Here is a 23176-nt window from a genome sequence, read left to right on the forward strand (position 1 = left end):
CTGGGTGTTCACGCCCCCGTCTTGGTGAGTGCGCTCTCGCTGGGCGGCGAGGCCTGGGCGGGGATGTCCGCCTCGTGGAATTCCAGCTTGGCGCGCCGGTTGGCGATCATGCCCTCGGGGCGGACCCGCATCAGGATGATGAGCGTGATGCCGAAGGCCAACAGCTGGTAGTTGGAGAGGAATTCGAGCTTCTTCGGGACCAGGAAGAGCAGCGTCGCGCCGACCAGGGGCCCGCTGATGGTGCCCATGCCGCCGAGGATGACGGCGGCCAGCAGGAAGGCCGAGTTCGGCGGGAGCGCCTCGGCGAAGGTGTACTGGTCGGGGGTGACGGTGTAGCTGACGTGGGCCTGGACGGTACCGGCCAGACCTGCCAGGCAGGCGCCGAGGGCGAAGGCGAGCAGCTTGAGGCGGAAGCCGTTGATGCCCATGGCCTCGGCTGCGGTCTCGTCCTCGCGGATGGCGACCCAGGCGCGGCCGATCCGGGAGTTGCCGACCCGGGCGAAGACCAGGACGACGAACGCGGTGACGACCAGCATCAGCAGGTAGTAGTTGGAGAAGCGGCCGAGTTCGACGCCGGCGATGAGGTGCTTCTGGCCCAGGTTGAAGCCGAGGATCTCCAGGTCCGGGATCCGCGGGATGCCGTTGGCGCCGTTGGTGATCTTCGGCCCGGTGGTCCCGTTGAGGTTGTTCATGGTGATGCGGAAGATCTCGCCGAAGCCCAGGGTGACGATGGCGAGGTAGTCGCCGCGCAGCCGCAGGGTGGGGGCGCCGATCAGTACACCGAAGACCATGGAGGCCGCCGCGCCGGTCAGCATGGCTGCCCAGAACGGGAACTGGACGTGGATCGGGGAGGCGGGGGAGCCGGAGACCAGGGCGGCGGCGTACGCGCCGACGCCGAGGAAGGCGACGTACCCGAGGTCGAGCAGACCGGCCAGGCCGACCACGATGTTCAGGCCCAGGGCGACGGTGGCGAAGATCAGGATGTTCGCCGCGACCGAGGTGTACTGGTCGCTGGTCTGGGTGAACGGGAATCCGGCGGCGGCGGCGAAGGCGGCGCCGGTGGCGATCGGGCGGTGCTTGATCGTCAGGGCCCGCAGCCGGGGCAGCAGCCCGGACTTGGAGAGGGCGGCGATGACGAACCCGGCCAGGATCAGGTACCCGGTGAACAGCTCGCCGTACTCGGTGTCGATGCCGAAGGTGATCGCGAACAGGCCGATCGCGAAGGCCACGACGATGAGCAGCACCTCGACGGTGGAGGGCAGCTGACGGGCCGTCGGAAGCGGCTGGTCGGTCTTGGCGAGGCGCAGGCCCCAGCTGGTGCCCTTGGGGTGGCGGTCGACCGGCAGGCCGAGCGCGCCGACCAGGGCGACCAGGGAGGCGACGCCGGCGATCCAGCCGCCGGGTTCGAGGTTGGCCAGGCCGTTGAGGTCGATGGCGATGGCGATGATGGTGAACCAGGTGACGGCGGCGCCGCCGAACGCGGCATACAGCAGGCCGTTGTCGCTGCCGCTCGGGCTGGTCCAGCGCAGGCCCGGGACGCCGTAGGAGGCGAGGGCGAGGACCAGGGTGAGCAGGCCGGCGGTGAGGGTCAGCCACTGGAGGCCGCCCGGGTAGCCGGTGACGGTGAGGTCGCCGGGGAAGTCGGCGGTCCAGGTCCAGGCGAGGAAGGCGGAGGCGGTGGTGGCCAGCGCACCGACGGCGGTGACGGCGCGGGCGGCGCCGAGCGGGAGGGGGATGACCGGGGTGGTCTCAGTGCTCATGGTGGTCACGCCCTGTCCGCGACGCGCTCGCCGAGCAAGCCTTGTGGCCGGACGAGCAGTACGACGATGAGGAGTACGAAGGCCCAGACGTCCTTCCAGGCGGCGCCGCCGAAGAGGTCCATACCGGGGACGTGCTGGATGTAGCCGGTGGCGAGTCCTTCGGTGAGGCCGAGGGCGAGACCGCCGAGCATGGCGCCGTAGATGTTGCCGATGCCGCCGAGGACGGCGGCGGTGAACGCCTTGAGACCGAGCAGGATGCCCATCCGGGAGTCCACCTGGCCGGTGCGCAGACCGTAGGCGACGGCGGCGACGGCGGCGAACGCGGCACCGATGGCGAAGGCCATCACGATGATGCGGTCGGTGTCGATGCCCATCAGCTTGGCGGTGTCCGGGTCCTGGCTGGTGGCCTGCATGGCCCGGCCGGAGCGGGTCTTGGCGACGAACCAGCCGAGGATCATCATGCAGAGCGGGGCCGCGATGATCAGGAAGATGTCGCTGCGCTGGATGGTGATGCCCGCCAGCTCGAAGGGGTCACCGGGGATCTTCGGGAAGACCCGGGCCTTCTTGGCGTCCGGGTAGAAGGAGAAGACCAGCTGCTGCAGCACGATCGAGAGACCGATGGCGGTGATCAGTGGGGCGAGCCTGGGGGCGCCGCGCAGAGGCCGGTAGGCGAACCGCTCGGCGCCGACGGCGACCAGGGTGGAGACCAGGATGCCGGCCAGCAGCATGAGGGGGATGGCGATCCACAGGCTGGTGCCACCGGGCAGAGCGAGGAAGGCGGTGAGGGCTCCGAAGCCGCCGACCATGAAGATCTCGCCGTGGGCGAAGTTGATGAGCTGGACGATGCCGTAGACCATCGTGTAGCCGATCGCGACGAGCCCGTAGAGGGCTCCCAGGATCAGGCCGTTGGCCAGCTGCTGCGGTAGTTCGTGCACCGCTCGGCCTCCGTAGTGCGCGCGTGGTACGCGTGTGGGGTGGATGTGGGTGCGCGGGGGCGCTCGTGGCGCCCCCGCGCGGGTTGATCAGGAGTTGACGGCTGGTCGGCCGGTTGCCCGGCCGGTCAGATTCAGCCGCTGAAGGTGCCGGTCTTCTCCACGGCCCACTTGCCGTCCTTGACGGCGTACACGGTGAGCTGCTTGTTGGTGGTGTCGCCGTACTGGTCGAAGGAGACCTTGCCGGTCACACCCTCGAAGGAGATCGCCTGGACGGCGGCGACGACCTTGGCGCGGGCGTCCGCGGGGAGCTTGCCGTTGTTGGCGGCGGCGACGGTCTTGACGGCCTGGATGATGGCCCAGGCGCTGTCGTAGGAGTAGCCGCCGTAGGTCTCGTAGGCGTCCTTGTAGGCGGCGGCCTTGTAGTCCGCGATGAACTTCGCGGCGGAGGGCAGCTGCTCGACCGGGAGGCCGACCGCGGTGGCGACGTCGCCCTGGCTCTTCGGGTTGAGCTTGATGAAGTCACCGCTCTGGATGCCGTCGCCGCCCATCAGCGGGATGTTGACGCCACCCTCCTTGAGCTGGAGCGAGAGCGGACCGGCGGCCGGGTACTCGCCGCCGTAGTAGATCGCCTCGGCGCCGGAGGACTTGACCTTGGTGACGATCGCGTTGAAGTCGCGGTCGTCGGGGTTGACGTGCTCCTCGCCGACGATGGAGCCGCCGAGCTTGGTGAACTCGCCCTTGAAGGTAGCGGCGAGGCCGGCGCCGTAGGCCTTCTGGTCGTCGATCAGGAAGACCTTCTTCTTCTTCGCCTCGTTCACCAGGTACTGGGCCGCGAACGGGCCCTGCACGGCGTCGGTGGTGGAGGTGCGGAAGTAGGACTTGAACGGGCGGGCCTTCGTGCCGGAGGCCCACGCCTCACCCTGGCTGAGCGCGACACCGGTGTTGGCCGGGGAGATCTGCACCAGGTTGGCGTCGTTGAAGATCTGCTGCATCGACTGGGCGACGCTGGAGTTGAGCGGGCCGACCACGCCGATGACGGTCTTGTCGGCGACCAGGTTGGTGGCGTTCTGCTGGCCGGGGGCCGGCTTGGCGGTGTCGTCCAGGGCCTTGATCTCGAACTTGACGCCCGGGACCTCGTTCTTGGCGTTGGCCTGCTTGACGGCCAGGTCCACCGAGTTCTTGATGCCGAGGCCGAGGGCGGAGAGGTCACCGGTGAGCGGGGCGTCGACGCCGATGGTCACGGTGGTGGAACCGGCCGCACCGTCTTCGGCCTTCTTCTCGCCGCGCGAGCCGCAGGCGGAGAGGGAGAGCGCGCCGGCGACTGCGATGCTCACGACAATCAGTGAACGATTACGCACGAGGGTTCCCTTTCTGAGGAAAAGCACCGGGCCGGAAGTGCCTTGGTGCTCGGTCGCGCGCTGGGGCCAGGCCCGATTGTGTGGCGCGGTGACTGGCCGTGACTCTAGAACGCATTCGGCCAGTCGGGCAGGGGTGCGGGCATGCTGTGATTCTCTTGTTATGAGGACCCGCCGAAGTAATCTCACAATGTGGTCGTTCGGGCCGGATCTGACGGGGCGTGACAGGAGCCTCAGAGGGTGGTTGACCTGAACGAGCCCGAGAAATGCAGGTGGTCGGCGATCCGTCCGACTATCGGACGCCAGTGTCCGCAGGCGTGCCATCGGCCGGAGGTGTCCGGATATCGGATTCTGGACAGGCAATGTGGAGCTGCCGGGAAAGTGCTAGCGCATATCCGTCACCCGGGATCTGGCTGATGGTCTGGATTGCGCGGGTGTTACGCAGCGTTACATCCAGGTAGGGGAGGCCGGCGTCCAGCGGGAGACCGGCGCAGTCCTGCACCCGGTAGTCCAGGGTCAGGGGCGCGCTCTGACCAGCCGTCACCTCGTACGGGAGGCCGCGGTGCGCCGACACTCGTAACCCCGGGTAGGGCTGGGTGAGCCCGATCAGCTCCACCGGGTACGAACCGGCCACCTCGACGCTCATCAGGATGCTGAAGCTGCCCGGCTCGCCGGCCGAGACCGAACGGTAGGTCAGTCTGGTCACCTGGGCGGGGAACGGTGCCAGCGGCGGGGGAGCGTCGGCCGGAGGCGCGGGCCGGTCCAGCGCGCGGAGCGCGACCAGGGTGATCCCGGCGATCGACAGTGCGGCCAGCACGAAGCGCTGACGATCCGTCAGCCGGTTCGGCTGCCGGTGTGCGGGCGGTGTCGGCCTGGCCGAGAAGGTGCCCTCCCCCGCCTCGATCGGCCCGAGATCCCCGACCCCGCTGCCGTCCCGCCTGCCGCCGCGCTGCTCGCCCGACATGCCGCCGCCCCCTTGTCCGGCCGACTACCTGCCCGGCCCGGGCGGAGGCCAAACAAGGGGGCGGGACCGGGAGGCTAGAGGTCGCGCAGCATGCAGGTCAGCCGGCAGCTGGTGATCCGCTTGCCGGTGTCGTCGGTGATGGCGATCTCGAAGGTGGCGGCGGTCCGGCCCTTGAACACCGCGGTGGCCACCCCGGTCACCAACCCCGAGGTGGCGGACCGGTGGTGGGTCGCGTTCAGGTCCACGCCGACCGCGTACCGGCCGGGTCCGGCGTGCAGCATCGCACCGATCGAGCCCAGCGTCTCCGCCAGGGCGGCCGAGGCCCCGCCGTGCAGCAGCCCGTACGGCTGCTGGTTGCCCTCCACCGGCATGGTGCCGACCACCCGGTCCGCGCTGGCCTCCACCACCTTGATGCCGAGCCGGTCACCGAGGTGGCCGCCGGAGAAGGTGGCGGGGTCGACGCCCAGCTTGGCGAAGTGATCGAGGACGTCCTGCGGGACGTTCAGGATCGGGGCCGCGTCGGTCATGGTGCTCCTGCCGGTCGAGGGTCTCTGCTCGTGCTCCCGTGATCGTACGACCGTCGCTCGCGGCGGCAAGAGGTTGTCGGCGGCGGGCCATAGGATCGGTCATCGGCAGAGCAATCGGCAGGAACGGACGTTGACGTGGCTACGCAGAGTGCAGACAAGAGCGCGCCGGGTGGCGCCGGTTCGGGCGGCCGGCCCCGGCTGATGCTGCTCGACGGGCATTCGATGGCCTACCGGGCCTGGTTCGCGCTGCCCGCGGAGAACTTCTCGACCGTCACCGGTCAGACCACCAACGCGATCTACGGCTTCGCCTCGATGCTCGCCAACACCGTGCGGGACGAGCAGCCCACCCACCTCGCGGTCGCCTTCGACCTCTCCCGGAAGACCTTCCGGTCCGAGGAGTTCCCCGACTACAAGGCCAACCGGGCCAAGACGCCGGACGAGTTCAAGAGCCAGATCGGCCTGATCCACGAGCTGCTCGACGCGATGCACATCGCCCGGATGTCCGTCGAGGGCTTCGAGGCGGACGACATCATCGCCACCCTGGCCACCGCCGCCGCGGCCGAGGGCTTCGACGTGCTGATCGTCACCGGCGACCGGGACGCGCTCCAGCTGGTCACCGAGCACGTCACGGTGCTCTACCCGACCAAGGGCGTCTCCGAGCTCACCCGGTACACCCCGGAGAAGGTCGCCGAGAAGTACGGCGTGACGCCCAACCAGTACCCCGACCTGGCGGCGCTGCGCGGTGACCCGTCGGACAACCTCCCCGGCATCCCCGGGGTCGGCGAGAAGACCGCCGCCAAGTGGGTCAACCAGTTCGGCTCCTTCGACGAGCTGGTCTCCCGGGCCGACGAGGTCAAGGGCAAGATCGGCGAGAAGCTCCGTGAGCACCTCGACTCGGTCAAGCGCAACCGGGTGCTCACCGAGCTGGTCCGCACCGTCGAACTCCCGCTCGGTGTGGCCGAGTTGGCCCGTATCCCGTTCGACCGCGAGGCGGTCGGCCAGCTGCTGGAGTCGCTGGAGTTCCGCAACTCCAACTTCCGCGAGCGGGTCTACGGCGTCGACCCGGCCGGTGCCGAGCTGGCCGAGGAGGTCGCCGCCGCCCCCGGCATCGCGGTCGAGGGCACGCTGCTGACCGAGCCCGGCGCGCTGGCCGGCTGGCTGGCCGAGCGGCCCGACGGCCTGATCGCGGTCGCCGCCGTCCACCAGTGGTCGCTCGGCACCGGCGAGGTCGGCGAGATCGCGCTGGCCGCCGGTGAGACGGCCGCCTGGTTCGACCCGACCCAGCTCGCCGAGCAGGACGAGCGCGCCTTCGCCGACTGGCTCGCCGACGCCGACCGGCCCAAGGCGCTGCACATCGCCAAGCAGGTCATCCGGGCCTTCGCCGAGCGCAGTTGGACGATCCGCGGCATCGTCGCCGACACCGCACTGGCCGCCTACCTGGACAAGCCGGGCCGCCGCACCTTCACCCTGGACGTGCTGGCCGAGGAGTACCTGGCCCGCTCGCTCGCCCCCGCCGAGGTGGCCGAGAGCGGCCAGCTCTCCTTCGACGCCCCCGAGCACGACCCGACGGCCGGCGCGCAGGCGCTGATGGCCCAGGCCCGGGCGGTCCTCGACCTGGCCGCCTTCTTCGAGACCCGGCTCGCCCAGGTCGGCGCGACCAAGCTGCTGCACGAGATGGAGCTGCCGATCGCCGAGCTGCTGGCCCGGATGGAGCGCACCGGCATCGCCGCTGACGGCGAGTGGCTCACCACCATCGAGTCGCAGTTCGCCGCCGAGATCCAGCGGGTGGTCGGGGAGGCGCACGCCGCCGCCGGGCACGAGTTCAACCTCGGCTCGCCCAAGCAGCTCCAGGAGATCCTGTTCGGCGAGCTGGCCCTGCCCAAGACCAAGAAGATCAAGACCGGTTACACCACGGATGCCGACGCGCTGACCTGGCTGGCCGGCCAGACCACCAACGAGCTGCCGGTCATCCTGCTCCGCCACCGTGACCAGGCCAAGCTGCGGACGACGGTCGAGGGCCTGCTCAAGACGGTCTCGCCGAAGGGCCGGATCCACACGACCTTCAACCAGATGGTCGCCGCCACCGGCCGGCTGTCCTCCCAGGACCCGAACCTGCAGAACATCCCGGTCCGGACGGAGGAGGGCCGGCAGATCCGCCGCGCCTTCGTGGTCGGCGAGGGCTACGAGGCGCTGCTCACCGCCGACTACTCGCAGATCGAGCTCCGGATCATGGCCCACCTCTCCGAGGACGCCGCCCTGATCGAGGCCTTCGAGTCCGGCGAGGACCTGCACACCACGGTCGCCTCCCAGGTCTTCGACGTCGAGCCGGAGGCGGTCGACGCGGAGATGCGGCGCAAGATCAAGGCGATGTCGTACGGGCTGGCGTACGGCCTGTCGGCGTACGGGCTCTCGCAGCAGCTCGGCATCAAGCCTGGTGAGGCGCAGGGTCTGATGGACACCTACTTCGAGCGCTTCGGCGGGGTCCGCGACTACCTGCACCGGGTGGTCGAGGAGGCCCGTGCGGTCGGCTACACCGAGACGCTGCTCGGGCGGCGGCGCTACCTGCCCGACCTCACCAGCGACAACCGGCAGCGGCGGGAGATGGCGGAGCGGATGGCACTCAACGCGCCGATCCAGGGCTCCGCGGCGGACATCGTCAAGATCGCGATGCTGAACGTCGACAAGGCGCTGGTGGCGGCCGGGCTTAAGACCCGGATGCTGCTCCAGGTCCACGACGAAATCGTGCTCGAACTCGCGCCGGGGGAGCGGAAGCAGGTCGAGGCACTGGTCCGGGAGCAGATGGCCGGGGCCTACCCGCTCCGCGCCCCGCTCGACGTCTCGGTCGGCGTGGGCGCCAACTGGGAAGAGGCCGCGCACTAGGTGAGTCGGCACACGCCAGGGGCTCGGGGAACTGCGACGCCGACCCGTGCAAGGTGATCGTCGCGTAAGTGGTCAGGCACTTTTGCAGTGACCCGCACGCCAGATCTCCTCGCAGTTCCCCGAGCCCCTGGACCGTAGATGCTCAAGCGCCTGCCTACTTTCTGGGGTTGGCGCGACGCGTCGGTGCTGCGGTGGTGGGGTCCTCGGGCCAGGGGTGGCGGGGGTAGCGGCCGCGGAGGTCGGCTCGGACGGCCTTGTAGCCCTCGCGCCAGAAGGTGGCGAGGTCGCCGGTGACGGCGGCCGGGCGGCCGGCGGGGGAGAGCAGATGGACCGTCAGCGGCACCCGCCCGCCCGCCAGGGCCGGTGCGGCCTGCCAGCCGAAGAGTTCCTGGAGCTTCACCGCGAGCACCGGCCGGTCCCCGGAGTAGTCCACCCGGATCTTCGAGCCGGTCGGCACCGTGATCCGCTCAGGCGCCAGCTCCTCCAGTCGGCCGGCCTCGCCGGTCGCCCAGGGCAGCAGCCGCTGCAACGCCCCGGCCACGTCGATCCGTTCGAGGTCGGCCCGGCGGCGGGCCCGGGACAACTCGGGCTCCAGCCAGTCGCCCGACGCCAGTGCGACATCGCTCACGTCCGGCCAGGCTCCACCCAACTCCCGGTGCAGGAAGGCAAGTCGGGCCCGCAGTGCGGCCGCGTCCGGCGTCCAGCGGAGCAGTGCGCCGACTCCCTCCCGGGCCAGCCCGTCCAGCAGGGCCGCCCGCACCAGCGAGCGGTCGGGCTTGGCCAGTGGCGCCGCCGCCAGCTCGATCGCGCCGAGCGAGGCAACCCGACGGGCCGTCAACTCCCCCTGCCGGACCGACCATTCGACCTCCTCGCGCTCCGTCAGCAGGGCCGCGCCGGCCTGTCGGGCGGTCGCCTCGTCCAACGCCACCGCCAGCCGGATCCGCGCCGACGGCGAACCGGCGGGGCGGTCCGCGACGGCCACCGCGATCCACTCCGACCCGGCCAGGCGTGAGCCCGTACCCAGCTCGGCGGCGGTCCCGGCGGCCATCAGGTAAGGGCCGTCGGTGCTGCGGGCCCTGGCCACCCGCTCGGGGTAGGCCAGCGCCACTACAAGGCCTGCTGCCCGGGCGTCCGGCGGGCCGGTGTCGGGGACGTCCACCAGTCGCCGCAGGCGCCGGGTCTCGTCCTTCCAGCGCCGCGCGTACGGGTCGTCGGAGGCGGACCTGACCCGGCGCCAGACCTCCGACAGGTCGTCACCGAAGGCCCGGGGCGGCTCCTCCGAGAGCAGCGCGACCACCTCGGCGGCCCGGCGCGCGCCGACCAGCTCGGCGCCGTCCAGCAGGGCGCGCGCCAGCCGGGGGTGCAGCCCGCTCCGGACGATCCGCTGCCCGCGTGCGGTGGCCCGGCCGTCCTGGTCCACCGCGCCGAGGCCGGTCAGCACCCGCCGGGCGGCGGCCATCGCCCCGCCCGGCGGCCGGTCCGGCAGGGCGAGTCCGGTCGCGTCCGGATCGCCCCAGCAGGCGGCCTGGAGGGCGAAGGAGGTCAGCTCGGCCTGGGCGATCTCCGGGGTCGGGAAGGGGGCGGTGAGGGCGTCCTCGGCCTCGGCCCAGCACCGGTAGACCACCCCGGGCGCCTCCCGCCCGGCCCGCCCGGCGCGCTGCCGGGCAGCCGCCAGCGAGGCCCGTACAGTGACCAACCCGGCCAGTCCGCGGGCATGGTCGGTGCGCGGCTCGCGGGCCAGCCCGGAGTCCACCACCACCCGGACGCCCGGCACGGTCAGCGAGGACTCGGCGACCGAGGTGGCCAGGATCACCCGCCGTCCGGTGCCGGGCGAGAGGGCGGCGTCCTGGACCGCCTGCGGAGCCTGCCCGTGCAGCTGCAGCACCTCCACCGAGGTCCCCAACTGCCCGGCCACCCAGGCGATTTCGCCGACCCCGGGCAGGAAGCAGAGCACGTCCCCGGCCCGCTCGGCCAGCGCCCGTCGCACCGTGCCGGCCACGTGCTCCAGCAGCAGCGGGTCGGTCCTGGTGCCCTGCGGCGGCTTGACCCCGCGCGGCGGCGGGGCCCAGACCACCTCGACCGGATGGGCGACGCCGTGCGCCTCCACCACCGGTGCACCGCCCAGCAGTTCGGCCCAGGCGGCGGTGTCCGAGGTGGCCGAGGCGCAGACGATCTGGAGCTCGGGCCGCAGGGTGGCCCGGACGTCCAGCAGGAAGGCGAGCGCGGTGTCGGCGTCCAGGTGGCGTTCGTGGCACTCGTCCAGCACCACCACGTCCACGCCCGTCAACTCCTGGTCGCGCTGCAGGCGTTGCAGCAGCACACCGGTGGTGACCACCTCGACCACGGTGCCGGGACCGGCCCGTCGCTCCCCACGCACCGTCAGGCCGACCTGCTCGCCGACCGCCGTACCGAGCAGCCAGGCCATCCGCCGCGCGGCGGCCCGCACCGCGAGCCGTCGGGGCTCGGCCACCAGCACCCGCCGGGCCGGGCCCGGCAGGGCGTCCACCAGCCCGGCCAGGGCGAGCGGCACCAGGGTGGTCTTGCCCGTCCCGGGCGGCGCCGCGAGCACGGCGACGCCCTCATTGGCCAGCGCCCGCTGCAGGGCGGGTACGGCGGTGCGGACCGGCAGTTCGAGCCCGACGGAGCGCACCGGTCAGCCCCGTTCCGCCACGAAGATCGCGGTCCCGGGGAACAGCTCGCCGCGCAGCGGGCTCCAGCCGCCCCAGGTCTGCTCCAGCCCCTCGGGCCACTCCGGCTCGACCAGGTCCAGCAGCCGGAAGCCGGCCCCGACCAGCTCGCGCACCCGGTCCCCGAGCGTGCGGTGGTGCTCGACGTAGGTGGCCCGCCCCTCGGCGTCCTGCTCGACGTACGGCGTGCGGTCGAAGTACGAGGAGCCCGCGGTCAGCCCCTCCTCGCCCGGCTCGTCCGGGAAGGCCCAGCGGATCGGGTGGGTGACCGAGAAGACCCAGCGCGCCCCCGGGCGCAGCACCCGGTGCACCTCGCGCATCAGCGCGGCGGTGTCGGCGCTGAACGGCACCGCCCCGTACGCCGAGCAGGCCAGGTCGAAGGAGCCGTCCGCGAACGGCAGCACCGCCCCGTCGGCCTGCACCACCGCGATCGGCTCGTTGCCCCGGCCGAGGTCGATCCGGCGGGAGTGCTGGAGCTGGCGGTAGGAGATGTCCAGCGCGACCGGGCGGGCGCCCTGGGCGGCCAGCCAGCGCGAGCACTGGGCGGCCCCGGACCCGATCTCCAGCACCTGGGCACCCGGCAGCGACGCGGCCGGGCCGAGCAGCCGGACCTCGGCCTCGTCCACGCCCTCGGGGCACCAGGTGAAGCGGTCGTCGCCGAGGAACTCGCCGTGCTCGTCCTGGTAGTCGTCGGCGTTCCGGTCCCACCAGAGCCGGCTGGCCCGGCTGGACTCACCGGCCTCGGCGTCCCGGCGGAGGGCGTCGTCCTCGTCCTCCTCGGGCAGGTCGGCGGGAGCAAGATCGTCCGGGTCGAAGGCGGGGGTGGTGGCCAAGGTCATAGAGCCCGTCGCGTAGGGTATGGACTGCGGAAGCGCTGCTGTCGCGAAACCGGAGCCGCAAGGTACCGGGTCGTGACCGTGGCATCCGGGGAGAGGCCCCTGCGGCTGCCATCGCGAGATGCGCAGTCGGAGGATATGGCCTGATCCATCCCGATCTCCACCGTCTCGCCCTCTTCGGCGTTGACCGTGCCGGGCTGGCCCCGTATGCTACAAGTTGCGCTGCGGGCCTGCGCGCCTCGGACGGAGCAGGTCGCGCTCGCATCTGTCGAAGACCCCACGGTCGCAAGACGGACACCTTCTGGCTAGCCGGAATGGTGAGCCGTGTTCTTGGCTGTCCGGCTTTCGGTGGGAGCGATACGGGCCCTCCGCGTGGCAGTACCTACGATTTCTTGTCCGCACCGGAGCCCTTTTCCTAATGACGACCCCCATCACCGACACCTCTGTCAGCACCACCCCGCAGGTCGCGATCAACGACATCGGCGACGCGGCAGCTTTCCTCGCGGCGATCGACGAGACCATCAAGTACTTCAACGATGGCGACATCGTCGAGGGCATCATCGTGAAGGTCGACCGTGACGAGGTCCTCCTCGACATCGGTTACAAGACCGAGGGTGTCATCCCCTCCCGCGAGCTCTCGATCAAGCACGACGTCGACCCGCACGAGGTCGTCAAGGTCGGTGACGAGATCGAGGCCCTGGTTCTCCAGAAGGAGGACAAGGAGGGTCGTCTGATCCTGTCCAAGAAGCGCGCACAGTACGAGCGCGCCTGGGGCACGATCGAGAAGATCAAGGAAGAGGACGGGATCGTCACCGGTACCGTCATCGAGGTCGTCAAGGGTGGTCTCATCCTCGACATCGGCCTCCGTGGCTTCCTGCCGGCCTCGCTCGTCGAGATGCGCCGCGTCCGCGACCTCCAGCCCTACGTGGGCAAGGAGCTCGAGGCCAAGATCATCGAGCTGGACAAGAACCGCAACAACGTGGTCCTGTCCCGCCGTGCCTGGCTGGAGCAGACCCAGAGCGAGGTCCGTCAGACCTTCCTCACCACCCTGCAGAAGGGTCAGGTGCGCTCCGGCGTCGTCTCCTCGATCGTCAACTTCGGTGCCTTCGTGGACCTGGGTGGCGTCGACGGTCTCGTTCACGTCTCCGAGCTGTCCTGGAAGCACATCGACCACCCGTCCGAGGTTGTCGAGGTCGGCCAGGAGGTCACCGTCGAGGTTCTCGACGTTGACATGGACCGCGAGCGCGTCTCCCTGTCGCTGAAGGCGACCCAGGAGGACCCGTGGCAGCAGTTCGCCCGGACGCACCAGATCGGTCAGGTCGTCCCCGGTAAGGTCACCAAGCTCGTTCCGTTCGGTGCGTTCGTGCGCGTCGACGAGGGCATCGAGGGCCTGGTCCACATCTCCGAGCTGGCCGAGCGCCACGTGGAGATCCCGGAGCAGGTCGTCCAGGTCGGCGACGAGATCTTCGTCAAGGTCATCGACATCGACCTCGAGCGTCGCCGGATCAGCCTGTCGCTGAAGCAGGCCAACGAGGCCCTCGGTGCGGACGCGGCCACGGCCGAGTTCGACCCGACCCTCTACGGCATGGCTGCCTCGTACGACGACGCGGGCAACTACATCTACCCGGAGGGCTTCGACCCCGAGGCCAACGACTGGCTCGAGGGCTTCGAGAAGCAGCGTGAGGCCTGGGAGGCCCAGTACGCCGAGGCGCAGTCGCGCTTCGAGTCGCACCAGGCCCAGGTCATCAAGAGCCGTGAGGCCGACGCCGAGGCCGCTGCCGAGAGTGGCGAGGCCGTTGTCGCCGCCGCCGGTGGCTCGTACTCCTCCAGCAGCGACGAGGGCTCCGGCGCTCTCGCTTCGGACGAGGCGCTCGCCGCGCTGCGCGAGAAGCTGGCCGGTGGCCAGAGCTGATCTCATCCTCATCACTGAGGGTTAGTCACTGACGAACCCCCCGTCCCGGTTCCCGGGACGGGGGGTTCGTTCGTGTGAGATGGAACTCCGGCTGCGGGTATAGGGCATTGGTGCGTTTACGCCTAGCTTTGAGGGGAACTGCCCGAAAGGCTACGCACATATGCGCACCACCCTCACTGCGGCATCTCCCACCCGTCAGCCCGCCGGACCTCAGGTCGGCGGGCGGCTCGCGGCCATCGGCCGGTTCTGCCATCGCCACCGGCGCTGGGTACTCGGCCTGTGGGCCGTGGTGCTGCTGCTCGGTGTGCTGATCGGCGGGCGGGTGTTCGAGAGCAGTGTGTCGACCACCTCGGCGGGCGGTTCGGAGTCAGCCGCCGGTACGGCCGCGGTGGCTGCGGCCGACCCGGCGCGGGGCACGGTGACCGCCGTGGTGGACGGTGCACCGGTGAGCGATCCGGCGGTCAAGGCCGCCGTGACGGCCGCCACCGCCGAGATCGGCGGGCTGCCCGGAGTGGTCTCGGCCTCCGACACGTACAGCACCGGCGGTGCGCTCACCTCGACCGACGGCAATGCCGGGCTGGTCTCGGTGCGGATGGCCGACGGCAGTACCGACGCCCAGCTGAAGGCCGTGACGGCCGAGCTGGCCGCGATCCAGGCCCCTGGTACGCACGTCACGGTCGGCGGGGACCTGGTGACCCAGCAGGAGGTCAAGGACCAGACCGAGCGGGACACCAAGTTCGGCGAGATCGTCACGCTGCCGCTGACCCTGCTGGTGATGGTGCTGGTCTTCGGTGGTTTCGCCGCCGCGAGCCTGCCGGTGATCGGCGCGGTCGCGTCGGTGGGCGGGGCCCTGCTGGCGATGTTCGGCTTCAGCCGGCTGATGGACATCGACACCAGCGTGCTGCCGATCGCCACCGTGCTCGGCCTCGGACTCTCGATCGACTACGCGCTGCTGATGGTCAACCGGTTCCGTGAGGAACGCGGGCACGGGGCCGCGATCGCGGCCGCCGTCGAGCGGACCGCCGCCACGGCGGGACGGACGGTCGCCTTCTCCGGGCTGACCGTCGCCGTCGCGCTCTCCGGACTCTTCGTCTTCACCAGCCCGGTCTTCCGGGCCGTCGCGGTGGCCGGCGTGAGCGTGGTGGTGATCGCCGTCGCGGCGGCGCTCACGCTGATCCCCGCGCTCCTCGGCTTCGTCGGACACCGGGTCAGGACACCCAGCGGACCGGTCTCGGACGACGGCTTCTTCGCCCGGACGGCGCGCCGGGTGCAGCGGCGCGCGGTGCCGGTGGTGCTGATCTGCGTCGCGCTGCTGATGGCGGCGGGCGCTCCCTTCCTCAGCTCTGACTGGCGCAGCTCCGGCGCCGGGGTGCTGCCCACCTCCTCGGCGGGTCGGCAGGTGGCCGAGACGATCGAGCAGCGCTTCCCGCAGCTGGCCCCCGCACCGGTCACCGTGGTGGTCGAGGGCGGCCAGGCGGCCGCGCAGCAGTACGCCGATCAGGTGGTTTCCAAGCTCCCCGGGGTGACCGGCGTACGGGCCGTCACGGCGGTCTCGCCGGAGCTGAGCACAGTGGAGGTGCTGGTCGCCGGGGACCCGCAGGGTGCCGGGGCCAAGCATGTGGTCGGTGAACTGCGCGACCAGCGGGGCGGGCTGACCACGTACGTGACGGGGGACGCCGCCTCGGTGGTCGACTTCCAGCACGAGATCGCCACCCGGGGGCCCTGGGCGCTCGGGCTGGTCGCGGTCGGCACGCTGGTGCTGCTGTTCCTGATGACCGGCTCGGTGGTGATGCCGGTCAAGGCGCTGCTGATGAACGTGCTCTCGCTGGGCGCCTCGCTCGGCGCGCTGACCCTGGTCTTCCAGCACGGGTACTTCAGCGGGTTGCTGGGCTTCACCCCGACCGGCGGGCTCGAGACCTTCATACCCGTGCTGGTCTTCGCCTTCGCCTTCGGCCTCTCGATGGACTACGAGGTCTTCCTGCTGGCCCGGATCAAGGAGCTGCGGGACGAGGGGTACAGCAGCGCCCGCTCGGTGGAGCTCGGGCTGCAGCGGAGCGGACGGATCATCACCTCGGCCGGGCTGCTGATGGTGATCGTCTTCGCCGGGTTCGCGGCCGGGCAGATGCTGATGGTCAAGGAGATGGGCGTCGCGTTGGCGGTGGCCGTCGCGGTGGACGCGACGCTGGTGCGCTGTCTGCTGGTGCCGGCCGCCATGACGCTGTTCGGCGAGTTCAACTGGTGGGCGCCCGCTCCGCTGCGGCGGCTGCACCGGCGGATCGGGCTGACCGAGCACGTCGCGCTGCCGCCGATCCCGGCAGCGGTGCTGCCGGTGCAGCGGGACTCGGCGGTGCCCGAGTCGATGGAGTTGGAGCTGGAGCTGGAGCTGGCTTCGGTGGAGCGCGAGCCGTTGGAGCGGGAACCGGTCGCGGTCAGCGGCTGAGGCAGCTGTTGGCGAAGTCGCCGTTGAGCGCGGCCAGTCCGCCGAGCGCGTCGCAGGCGGCCGCCGGACCGGCGCCGGCCAGCAGCAGACCGCCGGCGGCGGTGATCAGCAGGACGGCGAGCCTGGTCTTGGTGAGCTTCATGACGGGCATCCCTTCGGGGCGGTACGGAGCGACCTGCTCAACGCGCCCGGAGCCGGGAGGGCATGGCCGGGTCACCCGGACGGCGGATCAGCCGAGCCTGCCGAGCAGCGCGATGCCGTCCCGCAGCCGGTGCTGTTCGGCCGGGGTGAGCCGCTCCGCGATGGCGGTGGCCAAGTCCCCCTCGCGGCGGCTGCGCTGGGCGTGCAGGGCGGCGGTGCCGTCGGTGGTGGCGGCGTGCAGCACCTTGCGGCCGTCGGTGGCGTGGCGTTGTTGCTCGACCAGCCCGGCCTCGGTGAGCAGGGCGACGGTGCGGGCCATCGACTGGTGCCGGACGCGCTGACGCTCCGCCAGCTCGGCGGTGGTGTGCGGGCCCTCGCGGACCAGCCAGCCGAGCACGGCGGCCTGGTTCTGCGGTAGCTCGTCGCCGACCCGCAGATGGCGGACCAGGGTGCCGATGGTGGTGCGCAGCTCGGCAGCGAGTTCCAAGGGGTCGAGATTCTCCATGGGGTCAGTCTACCGAGATTCTACACAGCAGAACTGTACAGTTCTGCTGTAGTGTTTCTGGCATGCGACTCACCAAGTTCGGACATGCCTGCGTACGCGTCGAGACCGAGCGGGCCACCGTGGTCATCGACCCGGGAGCGTTCACCGAGGAGGACGCCCTGCGGGGTGCCGACGCGGTGCTGATCACCCATGAGCACTTCGACCACTTCGTGGAGGACCGCCTGCGCGCGGCCGTCGAGGCCGACCCCGGGCTGCGGATCTGGACCAACGGATCGGTCGCCCGGCAGCTGACCGGGCTGGGCAGCCGGGTCCGGGTGGTGGGGGAGGGCGACGCGTTCGAGATCAACGGCCTCGACGTCAGCGTGCACGGCGAGTGGCACGCCCTGATCCACCCGGACATCCCCCGGGTGGGGAACGTCGGCTTCCTGTTGGACGGCCGGCTGTTCCACCCCGGCGACGCGCTGACCCTGCCGCCGCAGCCGGTGGAGACGCTGCTGCTGCCGCTGGCCGCGCCCTGGGCGCGGATCGCCGACCTGATCGAATACGTCCGCGAGGTCGCGCCCCGGCGGGCGCTCGCCGTGCACGAGGCAGTGCTCAGTGAGGCCGGGCAGGCGGTCCACGTGCGGCTGATCGGCGGGACGGCGGGGGTGGAGTTCGGACAGCCGAAGGCCGGCGAGCAGCTCGATCTCGACGGGGCGGTAGCCTGACGCCATGCTGAGGATCGGACTGACGGGCGGGATCGGCGCGGGCAAGAGCGAGGTCTCCAGGCAACTGGCCGCGCTGGGCGCGCTGATCGTGGACTCCGACCTGATCGCCCGTGAGGTGGTCGCACCGGGGACGGACGGACTGCGCGCCGTGGTGGCCGAGTTCGGCCCCTCGGTGCTGCGGGCCGACGGTTCGCTGGACCGGCCCGCGCTGGGCGCGCTGGTCTTCGCCGACCCGGAGCGCCTGGCGGCGCTGAACGCGATCGTGCACCCGCTGGTCCGCGCCCGGTCCGCCGAGCTGGAGGCCGCGGCGGGGGAGCGGGACGTGGTGGTGCACGACGTCCCGCTGCTCGCGGAGAACGGGCTCGCGCCGCTCTACGACCAGGTGGTCGTGGTGGACGCGAGCGACGAGGCCAGGATCGACCGGCTGGTCCGCCTGCGCGGGATGACCGAGGCCGAGGCCCGGGCTCGGATGGCCGCCCAGGCCGACCGGGAGACCCGGCTGGCGATCGCCGACCTGGTGATCGACAACAGTGGCACGCTGGCCGAACTGGCACCCCGGGTCCAGGAGTTGTGGGAGACCCTGCAGAAGCGGGCTTAGCCTCCCAGGATGCCCTGGACGGCGCCGGTCAGTTCGGCGACCGCGACGGCCAGCGGGGCGACCGGGGCGGCGATCGCGGTCAGCCGGTCCAGGGCGCGGCGGAGCACGCCGGGCTCGGGGCTCTGCTCGGCCAACTCCTCGCGCAGGCGGCGTACTTCGACCTGCGGGGTGTCGCCGTCGGGGAGCTCGGCCCGGTGCTCGGCGAGCAACCGCTCGACGGTGGCCAGTAGTTCGACGGCCAGCGCCCGGTGGTCGACGGCCAGGTTCTGGAAGCCGACCGGGCCGCTGACCGCGCGGGCGTGCTGCCCGATCGCCTGGTTGCCGACCTGGCTCTGGCCGCCGAACTGCTGCACGCCGTGGTTGGTCACCGGTTCGTTCGCCATCAACTGCTCCTCCGTCACAGGGTCTTGTCGAGATCAGGGGTCTGCTGGTTGGCAGTCGCGCCCTGGCCGATCGCCTGGTTGCCGACCACGCTGATACCGCCCTGCTGGATCACCCCGTGGTTCAGGATGGTCTGCTGCTGCTGCCGCAGGTCTCTGGTGTCCACGCCGTGCTCGTCCAGGAACTCCACGATCGCCGCGAAGGCGTGCCGGTCGAGGGTGTCGAAGGCCCGGTTGGCGTCGATGTGCTGGAAGTAGTTCTGGTAGTGCCCGCTGTCGGCCGCCTCCCGCACGCTCGGTGCGGCTCCGTAGTCGAAGCCCGGGCTCTGTTCGATCGTCAGCAGCTCGTGCAACCTGCGCCGTTGCCGCCGTCGGCCCGCCGTCGCCTGGTGGTAGGCGGCCCGGGGTGCGCCGAACAGGGCGCGGGCGGTGCCGCCGACGCCGGCCAGCCGCAGGATGCGCAGGCGGGTCGCGGTCGCGGTGGCCGGCAGCAGGTCGATCTCGTGGTACCAGGCGTGCACCGGGGACAGGATGCGCCGTTCGGCCTGGATGTGCATGGTCCGGCCGTCGGTGGACATGTGCAGGAACAGGCTCGGCACCACGTCGCCGCCCCAGAGCGGCAGGTGCGCGGCCAGGTAGTGCCGCACCACACCGGTGGGGTTGAGGGCGATCTCCCGGACCCGGTCCTCCGGCAGCGAGCTGGCCGGGGAGAGCTGGTCGGGCGGCAGTAGTTCGTCGTTCCCGGCCAGGGCGGCGCCGTTGGCGAAGACCCGGTCCTGGAGCTGGAGCACCGACAGGTCGGTCTCGTCCTTCCCGGGCTTGTCGGCCGCGTGCCGGGCGGAGGTCTCCTGCAACCGCCGCCGGACCGCGCTGACCAGCTGCCAGACGTCGAACTCCTGCAGACCGCGCGCCGGTTGACCCGGCCCGGCGGGAGCGGGCAGCAGGGCCACGGCGGTCGTCCAGCTGCCGCGCGTCCCGGAGTAGCCGACGAACGGGTTGTAGCCGCTGTAGATGGTGAGATTTCCGCGCTGGGCCTTGGCGATGGCGGCCAGCCGCAGTTGGGTCTCGCGGGTGCCGGACGGTGAGACCGGCAGGTCGGGGCGGAACACCTCGCGACGGAACTGGCCGCGCAACCTGGCGTCCACGTCCAGAGTGTGACGGAGCGTCAGGAGGTAGGCGGTCAGCAGCCCGCCGGTGGTGACGACCAGGGCCGGGATGCCCAGCAGCCAGCTGCCGAGCAGCCAGCTCAGCTGCCCGTCCACGTCGATCGAGCCGAGCAGCAGCGCCAGCGCCAGCCCGGCGCCGAAGACCGGGACGGCGACCGCGACCAGCCGCAGCACCGCGTACGGGGTGGTGAACAGGCTGCGGCCCCGGGCCGTCCAGGCCGTGCTGGTGTCGAAGGACGAGCGGCTGAGCGCCTGCAGTGCCAGCCAGGCGAACACCAGCCACAGGGGCGCGAACAGCAGGATCACCCCGAACACCACGGCGAGGGCCGAGTCCCGTCGTCGGCGCAGACCCTGGGCGGCGATGCTGTGCCGGGCCACCGGGACCAGGTCGAAGGCGGGCGAGGTTGCGACGGCGCCGAACTCGTCGTACACCAAGTGCTCGACGACCGAGTCGGCGAGCAGGTCGTGGGTGTACACGGCCGCGCTGACGTACCGGGTCACGTCGCCCGGCACGCTGCCCAGCGGGGTGGAGTTCGGTCGCTGGTACTCGGCCATGACGGTGCTCCGTTCACGCTTGCGGGTGGGCCGCCGGGTGGCCGCCGCCGAGGCGTCCTCCGGCCGGGCTGCCAGGGAGAGGAGGACGAGGGTGAGGAGCAGGCCGACGAACAGGCCGAAGGTCAGGGCGGCGGTGATCTGCTCCACGAAGGCCAGGTCGGCGCGGAGATAGCCGTGCAGCCGGTCACCCTGCCAGAGGATGACCCAGATCGGCAGCGCCGACAGCAGGCCCGCCAGCCCCCCGGCGCCCAGGCAGCCGACCAGCAGGGCGGCCCACCCCTGGCGTAGTGGCACGTACCGGGGCACCAGAAGCAGCAGCACGGCCAGGAAGACGGCGGTCCCGACCAGTTGGCTGAACGCCCAGACCAGGTCGGGATCGTCGCCGACGACCCACCAGCCGGCCGACATGAGCTGACGCCGCAGCCAGTCCAGCGTCTGGTTCTCGAGCCTGTCCTGGTCCAGTAACCACGGTTGCACCAACGGGCTGCCCAGCACGATCAGGGCCAGGCAGACCGCCAGCAGTCGGCGTCGGGCCAACTTCGTTACGGCGAACCCCAGTTCCATTGCACCCCCCAGCGCGTCCGGTGCCGAGCACCCTACGCCGCAGGGGGGTGACTGTCAGGGATATGCCGAGTCTCAGGGCTTGCGGGCGACCCCGGCCCAGATGCCGACGGTCGCGTCGGTGTCGGCCGGCGGCTGGTCCGGGTGCCAGCTCGGGGCGGTGACCAGGCCGGGCTCGAGCAGTTCGAGGCCGTCGAAGAAGCGCAGCACCTCGGCCTTGGTGCGCATGCTCAGCTGGGCGGTGGCGCTCCGGTAGACGGCGGGGCCCTTGGTGGCCGCCTCCGGGGTGGAGAAGTCGGCGGTGCCGTGCGAGATCGCCAGGAAGCTGCCGGACGGGAGGGCGTCGACCAGGGTGCGGACGATGGCCCGCGGGTCGTCGGCGTCGTCGACGAAGTGCAGGACCGCGAAGAGCAGCAGGGCGACCGGCTCACCCAGGTCGATCACCTTGCGGACCTCGGGGTTGTCCAGGATCGCCGCGGGGTCGCGCAGGTCGGCCTGGACCACGGTGGCGTTGCCGACCCCGGCACCGGCCAGCAGCGCGCGGCTGTGCACCAGCACGATCGGGTCGTTGTCCAGGTAGGCGACCTTGGCGTCGGGGATCACCTGCTGCGCGATCTCGTGGGTGTTGCCCGCGGTCGGAATGCCGGTGCCGATGTCCAGGAACTGCCGGATGCCGTACTCGGCGGCGAGTCTGCGGACGGCGCGCTGCAGGAAGGACCGGTTGGCGAGCGCGCTGATCCGCACCAGCGGGCTGAGCGAGAGCACCTTCTCGGCGGCCTCCCGGTCGGCCGGGAAGTTGTCCTTGCCACCCAGGTAGTAGTCGTACATCCGGGCCGGGTGCGGTATTTCCGGGCGCAGGTCGGTCGGCGGGCGGAGTTCGTCCTGGTCACCCGACATCCAGTCCAGCGAGACGTCCTGATGATCGGTCATGTCTGTTCTCCCCCGTGGCTGTTCGAGTCGGCCGGGTGCCGAGGTGCGTCGAGGGCAGCATAGTTGGATCAGATCTCGGCGGTGTGCGGCTCCGGACCTCCGGACGGATCGCGGGTGAGCAGATAGCGGGCACCGGGCCCGGCGGCCGCGGCGCGGTCGTCGGCGTTGTAGAGCGCGCAGCGGGAGAGGGACAGGCAGCCGCAGCCGATGCAGCCGGTGAGCTTCTGCTTGAGACGTTCCAGCTCGGCGATCTGCTCGTCGATCCTGGACTGCCACGACTCGGCCACCGTGCTCCACTCCTGGCTGCTCGGTGCCCGGTCGCCGGGGAGCCGGTCGAGCGCGGTGCGGGCCTCGTCGAGGGAGAGGCCGACCCGCTGGGCGGCCCGGACGAAGGCGACCCGGCGGAGGGTGGCGCGCGGGTAGCGGCGCTGCCCCCCGGCCGTGCGCTCGGAGCCGATCAGGCCGAGCTTCTCGTAGTAGCGCAGCGCGGAGGTGGCCATCCCGCTGCGCTCGGAGAGCTGACCGATGGTGAGCAGATCGTGCCGGGAGAGTGTCACGGTCGGGAACGATACCGGGCTTGACTTGAAGTCGACTTCAAGTTGCACGATCTCATCCATGACCACCGCAGCGATCACCCCGCAGCAGTACGGCTTCGACGACCTCGCCGGGCTGATGGCCCTGATGACCGGCGCCGAGAAGCACGGCCCGGCCGCCACCTCCACCCTGGACGCGCTCTGGGTGCTCTACCACCGGGTGCTCCGGGTCGGCCCGGAGACCGTCACGGCGGCCGACCGGGACCGCTTTCTGCTCTCCAAGGGCCACGGCCCGATGGCCTACTACGCGGTGCTGGCCGCCAAGGGCTTCCTGGACCCGGCGGTGCTGCCGAGCTTCGGCGCCTACGACTCGCCGCTCGGCCACCACCCGGACCGCCTGCTGGTGCCCGGCGCCGAGATCGGCTCGGGATCGCTCGGCCACGGCCTGCCGCTGGCGGTCGGCACCGCGCTCGGGCTGCGCGCCCAGGGCCTGCCGGACCCGGCGGTCTGGGTGCTGATCGGTGACGCCGAGTTCGACGAGGGCAGCAACCATGAGGCGGTCGCCTTCGCCGGGGCCTACGGTCTTGACCGGCTGCACACCGTGGTGATCGACAACTCCTCGGCCAGCCTGGGCTGGCAGGGCGGGATCGCGGCCCGGTTCGAGGGTGCGGGCTGGTCGGCTGTCACGGTGGACGGCCGGGATCACGAGGCGCTGTACCAGGCGTTCACCGCGCCGCACGAGGGCCGGCCGCATGTCGTGGTCGCCCAGGTCGAGTCCAAGTACTAAGAGGGGAAACGGAAGAC

19 protein-coding genes are annotated in these 23176 nt (G+C 71.3%); 6 read left to right on the plus strand and 13 right to left on the minus strand.

Features of this window, described 5'->3' with window-relative positions:
• Positions 1-8 precede the first annotated feature (8 nt).
• The 5 genes from ASC99_RS10510 to ASC99_RS10530 form a co-directional block, all read right to left on the minus strand.
• A complete protein-coding gene (locus tag ASC99_RS10510) occupies positions 9-1760 on the minus strand; it encodes a branched-chain amino acid ABC transporter permease (RefSeq protein WP_057230931.1) in 1752 nt (583 codons plus the stop codon).
• Positions 1761-1765: 5 nt separating this feature from the next.
• On the minus strand, positions 1766-2695 hold the full coding sequence (locus ASC99_RS10515; RefSeq protein WP_057230558.1) for a branched-chain amino acid ABC transporter permease: 930 nt from the start codon (positions 2693-2695) through the stop codon (positions 1766-1768).
• 131 nt (positions 2696-2826) lie between these two features.
• Entirely contained in the window at positions 2827-4053 is a 1227-nt protein-coding gene (locus tag ASC99_RS10520; RefSeq protein ID WP_057230560.1) for a branched-chain amino acid ABC transporter substrate-binding protein, read from the minus strand.
• 289 nt (positions 4054-4342) lie between these two features.
• On the minus strand, positions 4343-5014 hold the full coding sequence (locus ASC99_RS10525; protein ID WP_057230562.1) for a hypothetical protein: 672 nt from the start codon (positions 5012-5014) through the stop codon (positions 4343-4345).
• 74 nt (positions 5015-5088) lie between these two features.
• Positions 5089-5541 (minus strand): PaaI family thioesterase, encoded by a 453-nt coding sequence (locus ASC99_RS10530; RefSeq protein WP_057230564.1) that lies wholly within the window; start codon positions 5539-5541, stop codon positions 5089-5091.
• 201 nt (positions 5542-5742) lie between these two features.
• On the opposite strand from ASC99_RS10530, the gene polA reads away from it, so the two are divergent.
• Positions 5743-8421 (plus strand): DNA polymerase I, encoded by a 2679-nt coding sequence (polA, locus tag ASC99_RS10535; protein WP_200948315.1) that lies wholly within the window; start codon positions 5743-5745, stop codon positions 8419-8421.
• Between the two features lie 154 nt (positions 8422-8575).
• Here polA and hrpB read toward each other — a convergent pair whose 3' ends face one another.
• Together hrpB and ASC99_RS10545 are read right to left on the minus strand one after the other, a co-directional pair.
• On the minus strand, positions 8576-11071 hold the full coding sequence (gene hrpB, locus ASC99_RS10540) for an ATP-dependent helicase HrpB (protein WP_057230568.1): 2496 nt from the start codon (positions 11069-11071) through the stop codon (positions 8576-8578).
• Between the two features lie 3 nt (positions 11072-11074).
• Positions 11075-11947, minus strand: a complete 873-nt coding sequence (locus ASC99_RS10545; protein WP_157531469.1) for a class I SAM-dependent methyltransferase — start codon at positions 11945-11947, stop codon at positions 11075-11077.
• A 415-nt stretch (positions 11948-12362) separates the two neighbouring features.
• Here ASC99_RS10545 and rpsA point away from each other — a divergent pair, with 415 nt between their 5' ends.
• Together rpsA and ASC99_RS10555 are read left to right on the plus strand one after the other, a co-directional pair.
• The gene (gene rpsA / locus ASC99_RS10550) at positions 12363-13856 is read left to right on the plus strand and encodes a 30S ribosomal protein S1 (RefSeq protein WP_057230571.1); all 1494 of its coding nucleotides are present in this window, start codon (positions 12363-12365) and stop codon (positions 13854-13856) included.
• Between the two features lie 160 nt (positions 13857-14016).
• Positions 14017-16296 carry an MMPL family transporter gene (locus ASC99_RS10555; RefSeq protein ID WP_057230572.1) on the plus strand — a complete coding sequence of 760 codons (2280 nt, stop codon included), beginning with the start codon at positions 14017-14019 and terminating at the stop codon, positions 16294-16296.
• Here the strand turns inward: ASC99_RS10555 and ASC99_RS38415 are convergent.
• Positions 16286-16438, minus strand: a complete 153-nt coding sequence (locus ASC99_RS38415) for a hypothetical protein (protein WP_157531470.1) — start codon at positions 16436-16438, stop codon at positions 16286-16288. The genes ASC99_RS10555 and ASC99_RS38415 overlap by 11 nt on opposite strands.
• A gap of 87 nt (positions 16439-16525) precedes the next feature.
• Positions 16526-16942 (minus strand): MarR family winged helix-turn-helix transcriptional regulator, encoded by a 417-nt coding sequence (locus ASC99_RS10560; RefSeq protein ID WP_057230574.1) that lies wholly within the window; start codon positions 16940-16942, stop codon positions 16526-16528.
• A 62-nt stretch (positions 16943-17004) separates the two neighbouring features.
• Here ASC99_RS10560 and ASC99_RS10565 point away from each other — a divergent pair, with 62 nt between their 5' ends.
• Together ASC99_RS10565 and coaE are read left to right on the plus strand one after the other, a co-directional pair.
• On the plus strand, positions 17005-17649 hold the full coding sequence (locus ASC99_RS10565; protein ID WP_057230576.1) for an MBL fold metallo-hydrolase: 645 nt from the start codon (positions 17005-17007) through the stop codon (positions 17647-17649).
• 4 nt (positions 17650-17653) lie between these two features.
• Positions 17654-18247 carry a dephospho-CoA kinase gene (gene coaE, locus ASC99_RS10570; RefSeq protein ID WP_057230578.1) on the plus strand — a complete coding sequence of 198 codons (594 nt, stop codon included), beginning with the start codon at positions 17654-17656 and terminating at the stop codon, positions 18245-18247.
• Here coaE and ASC99_RS10575 read toward each other — a convergent pair.
• From ASC99_RS10575 to soxR, 4 genes are all read right to left on the minus strand, one after another.
• On the minus strand, positions 18244-18630 hold the full coding sequence (locus ASC99_RS10575) for a DUF5955 family protein (protein WP_057230580.1): 387 nt from the start codon (positions 18628-18630) through the stop codon (positions 18244-18246). The genes coaE and ASC99_RS10575 overlap by 4 nt on opposite strands.
• A gap of 14 nt (positions 18631-18644) precedes the next feature.
• Positions 18645-20912: a hypothetical protein gene (locus tag ASC99_RS10580; RefSeq protein ID WP_057230581.1), complete on the minus strand. Its 2268-nt coding sequence runs from the start codon at positions 20910-20912 to the stop codon at positions 18645-18647.
• A 72-nt stretch (positions 20913-20984) separates the two neighbouring features.
• The gene (locus ASC99_RS10585) at positions 20985-21839 is read right to left on the minus strand and encodes an SAM-dependent methyltransferase (protein ID WP_082598232.1); all 855 of its coding nucleotides are present in this window, start codon (positions 21837-21839) and stop codon (positions 20985-20987) included.
• A 68-nt stretch (positions 21840-21907) separates the two neighbouring features.
• Entirely contained in the window at positions 21908-22396 is a 489-nt protein-coding gene (gene soxR, locus ASC99_RS10590) for a redox-sensitive transcriptional activator SoxR (protein ID WP_255359232.1), read from the minus strand.
• A 58-nt stretch (positions 22397-22454) separates the two neighbouring features.
• On the opposite strand from soxR, the gene ASC99_RS10595 reads away from it, so the two are divergent.
• Positions 22455-23159 carry a thiamine pyrophosphate-dependent enzyme gene (locus ASC99_RS10595; protein WP_057230583.1) on the plus strand — a complete coding sequence of 235 codons (705 nt, stop codon included), beginning with the start codon at positions 22455-22457 and terminating at the stop codon, positions 23157-23159.
• Positions 23160-23176 lie beyond the last annotated feature (17 nt).

Source organism: Kitasatospora sp. Root107 (genome assembly GCF_001424875.1).
GTDB lineage: Bacteria > Actinomycetota > Actinomycetes > Streptomycetales > Streptomycetaceae > Kitasatospora.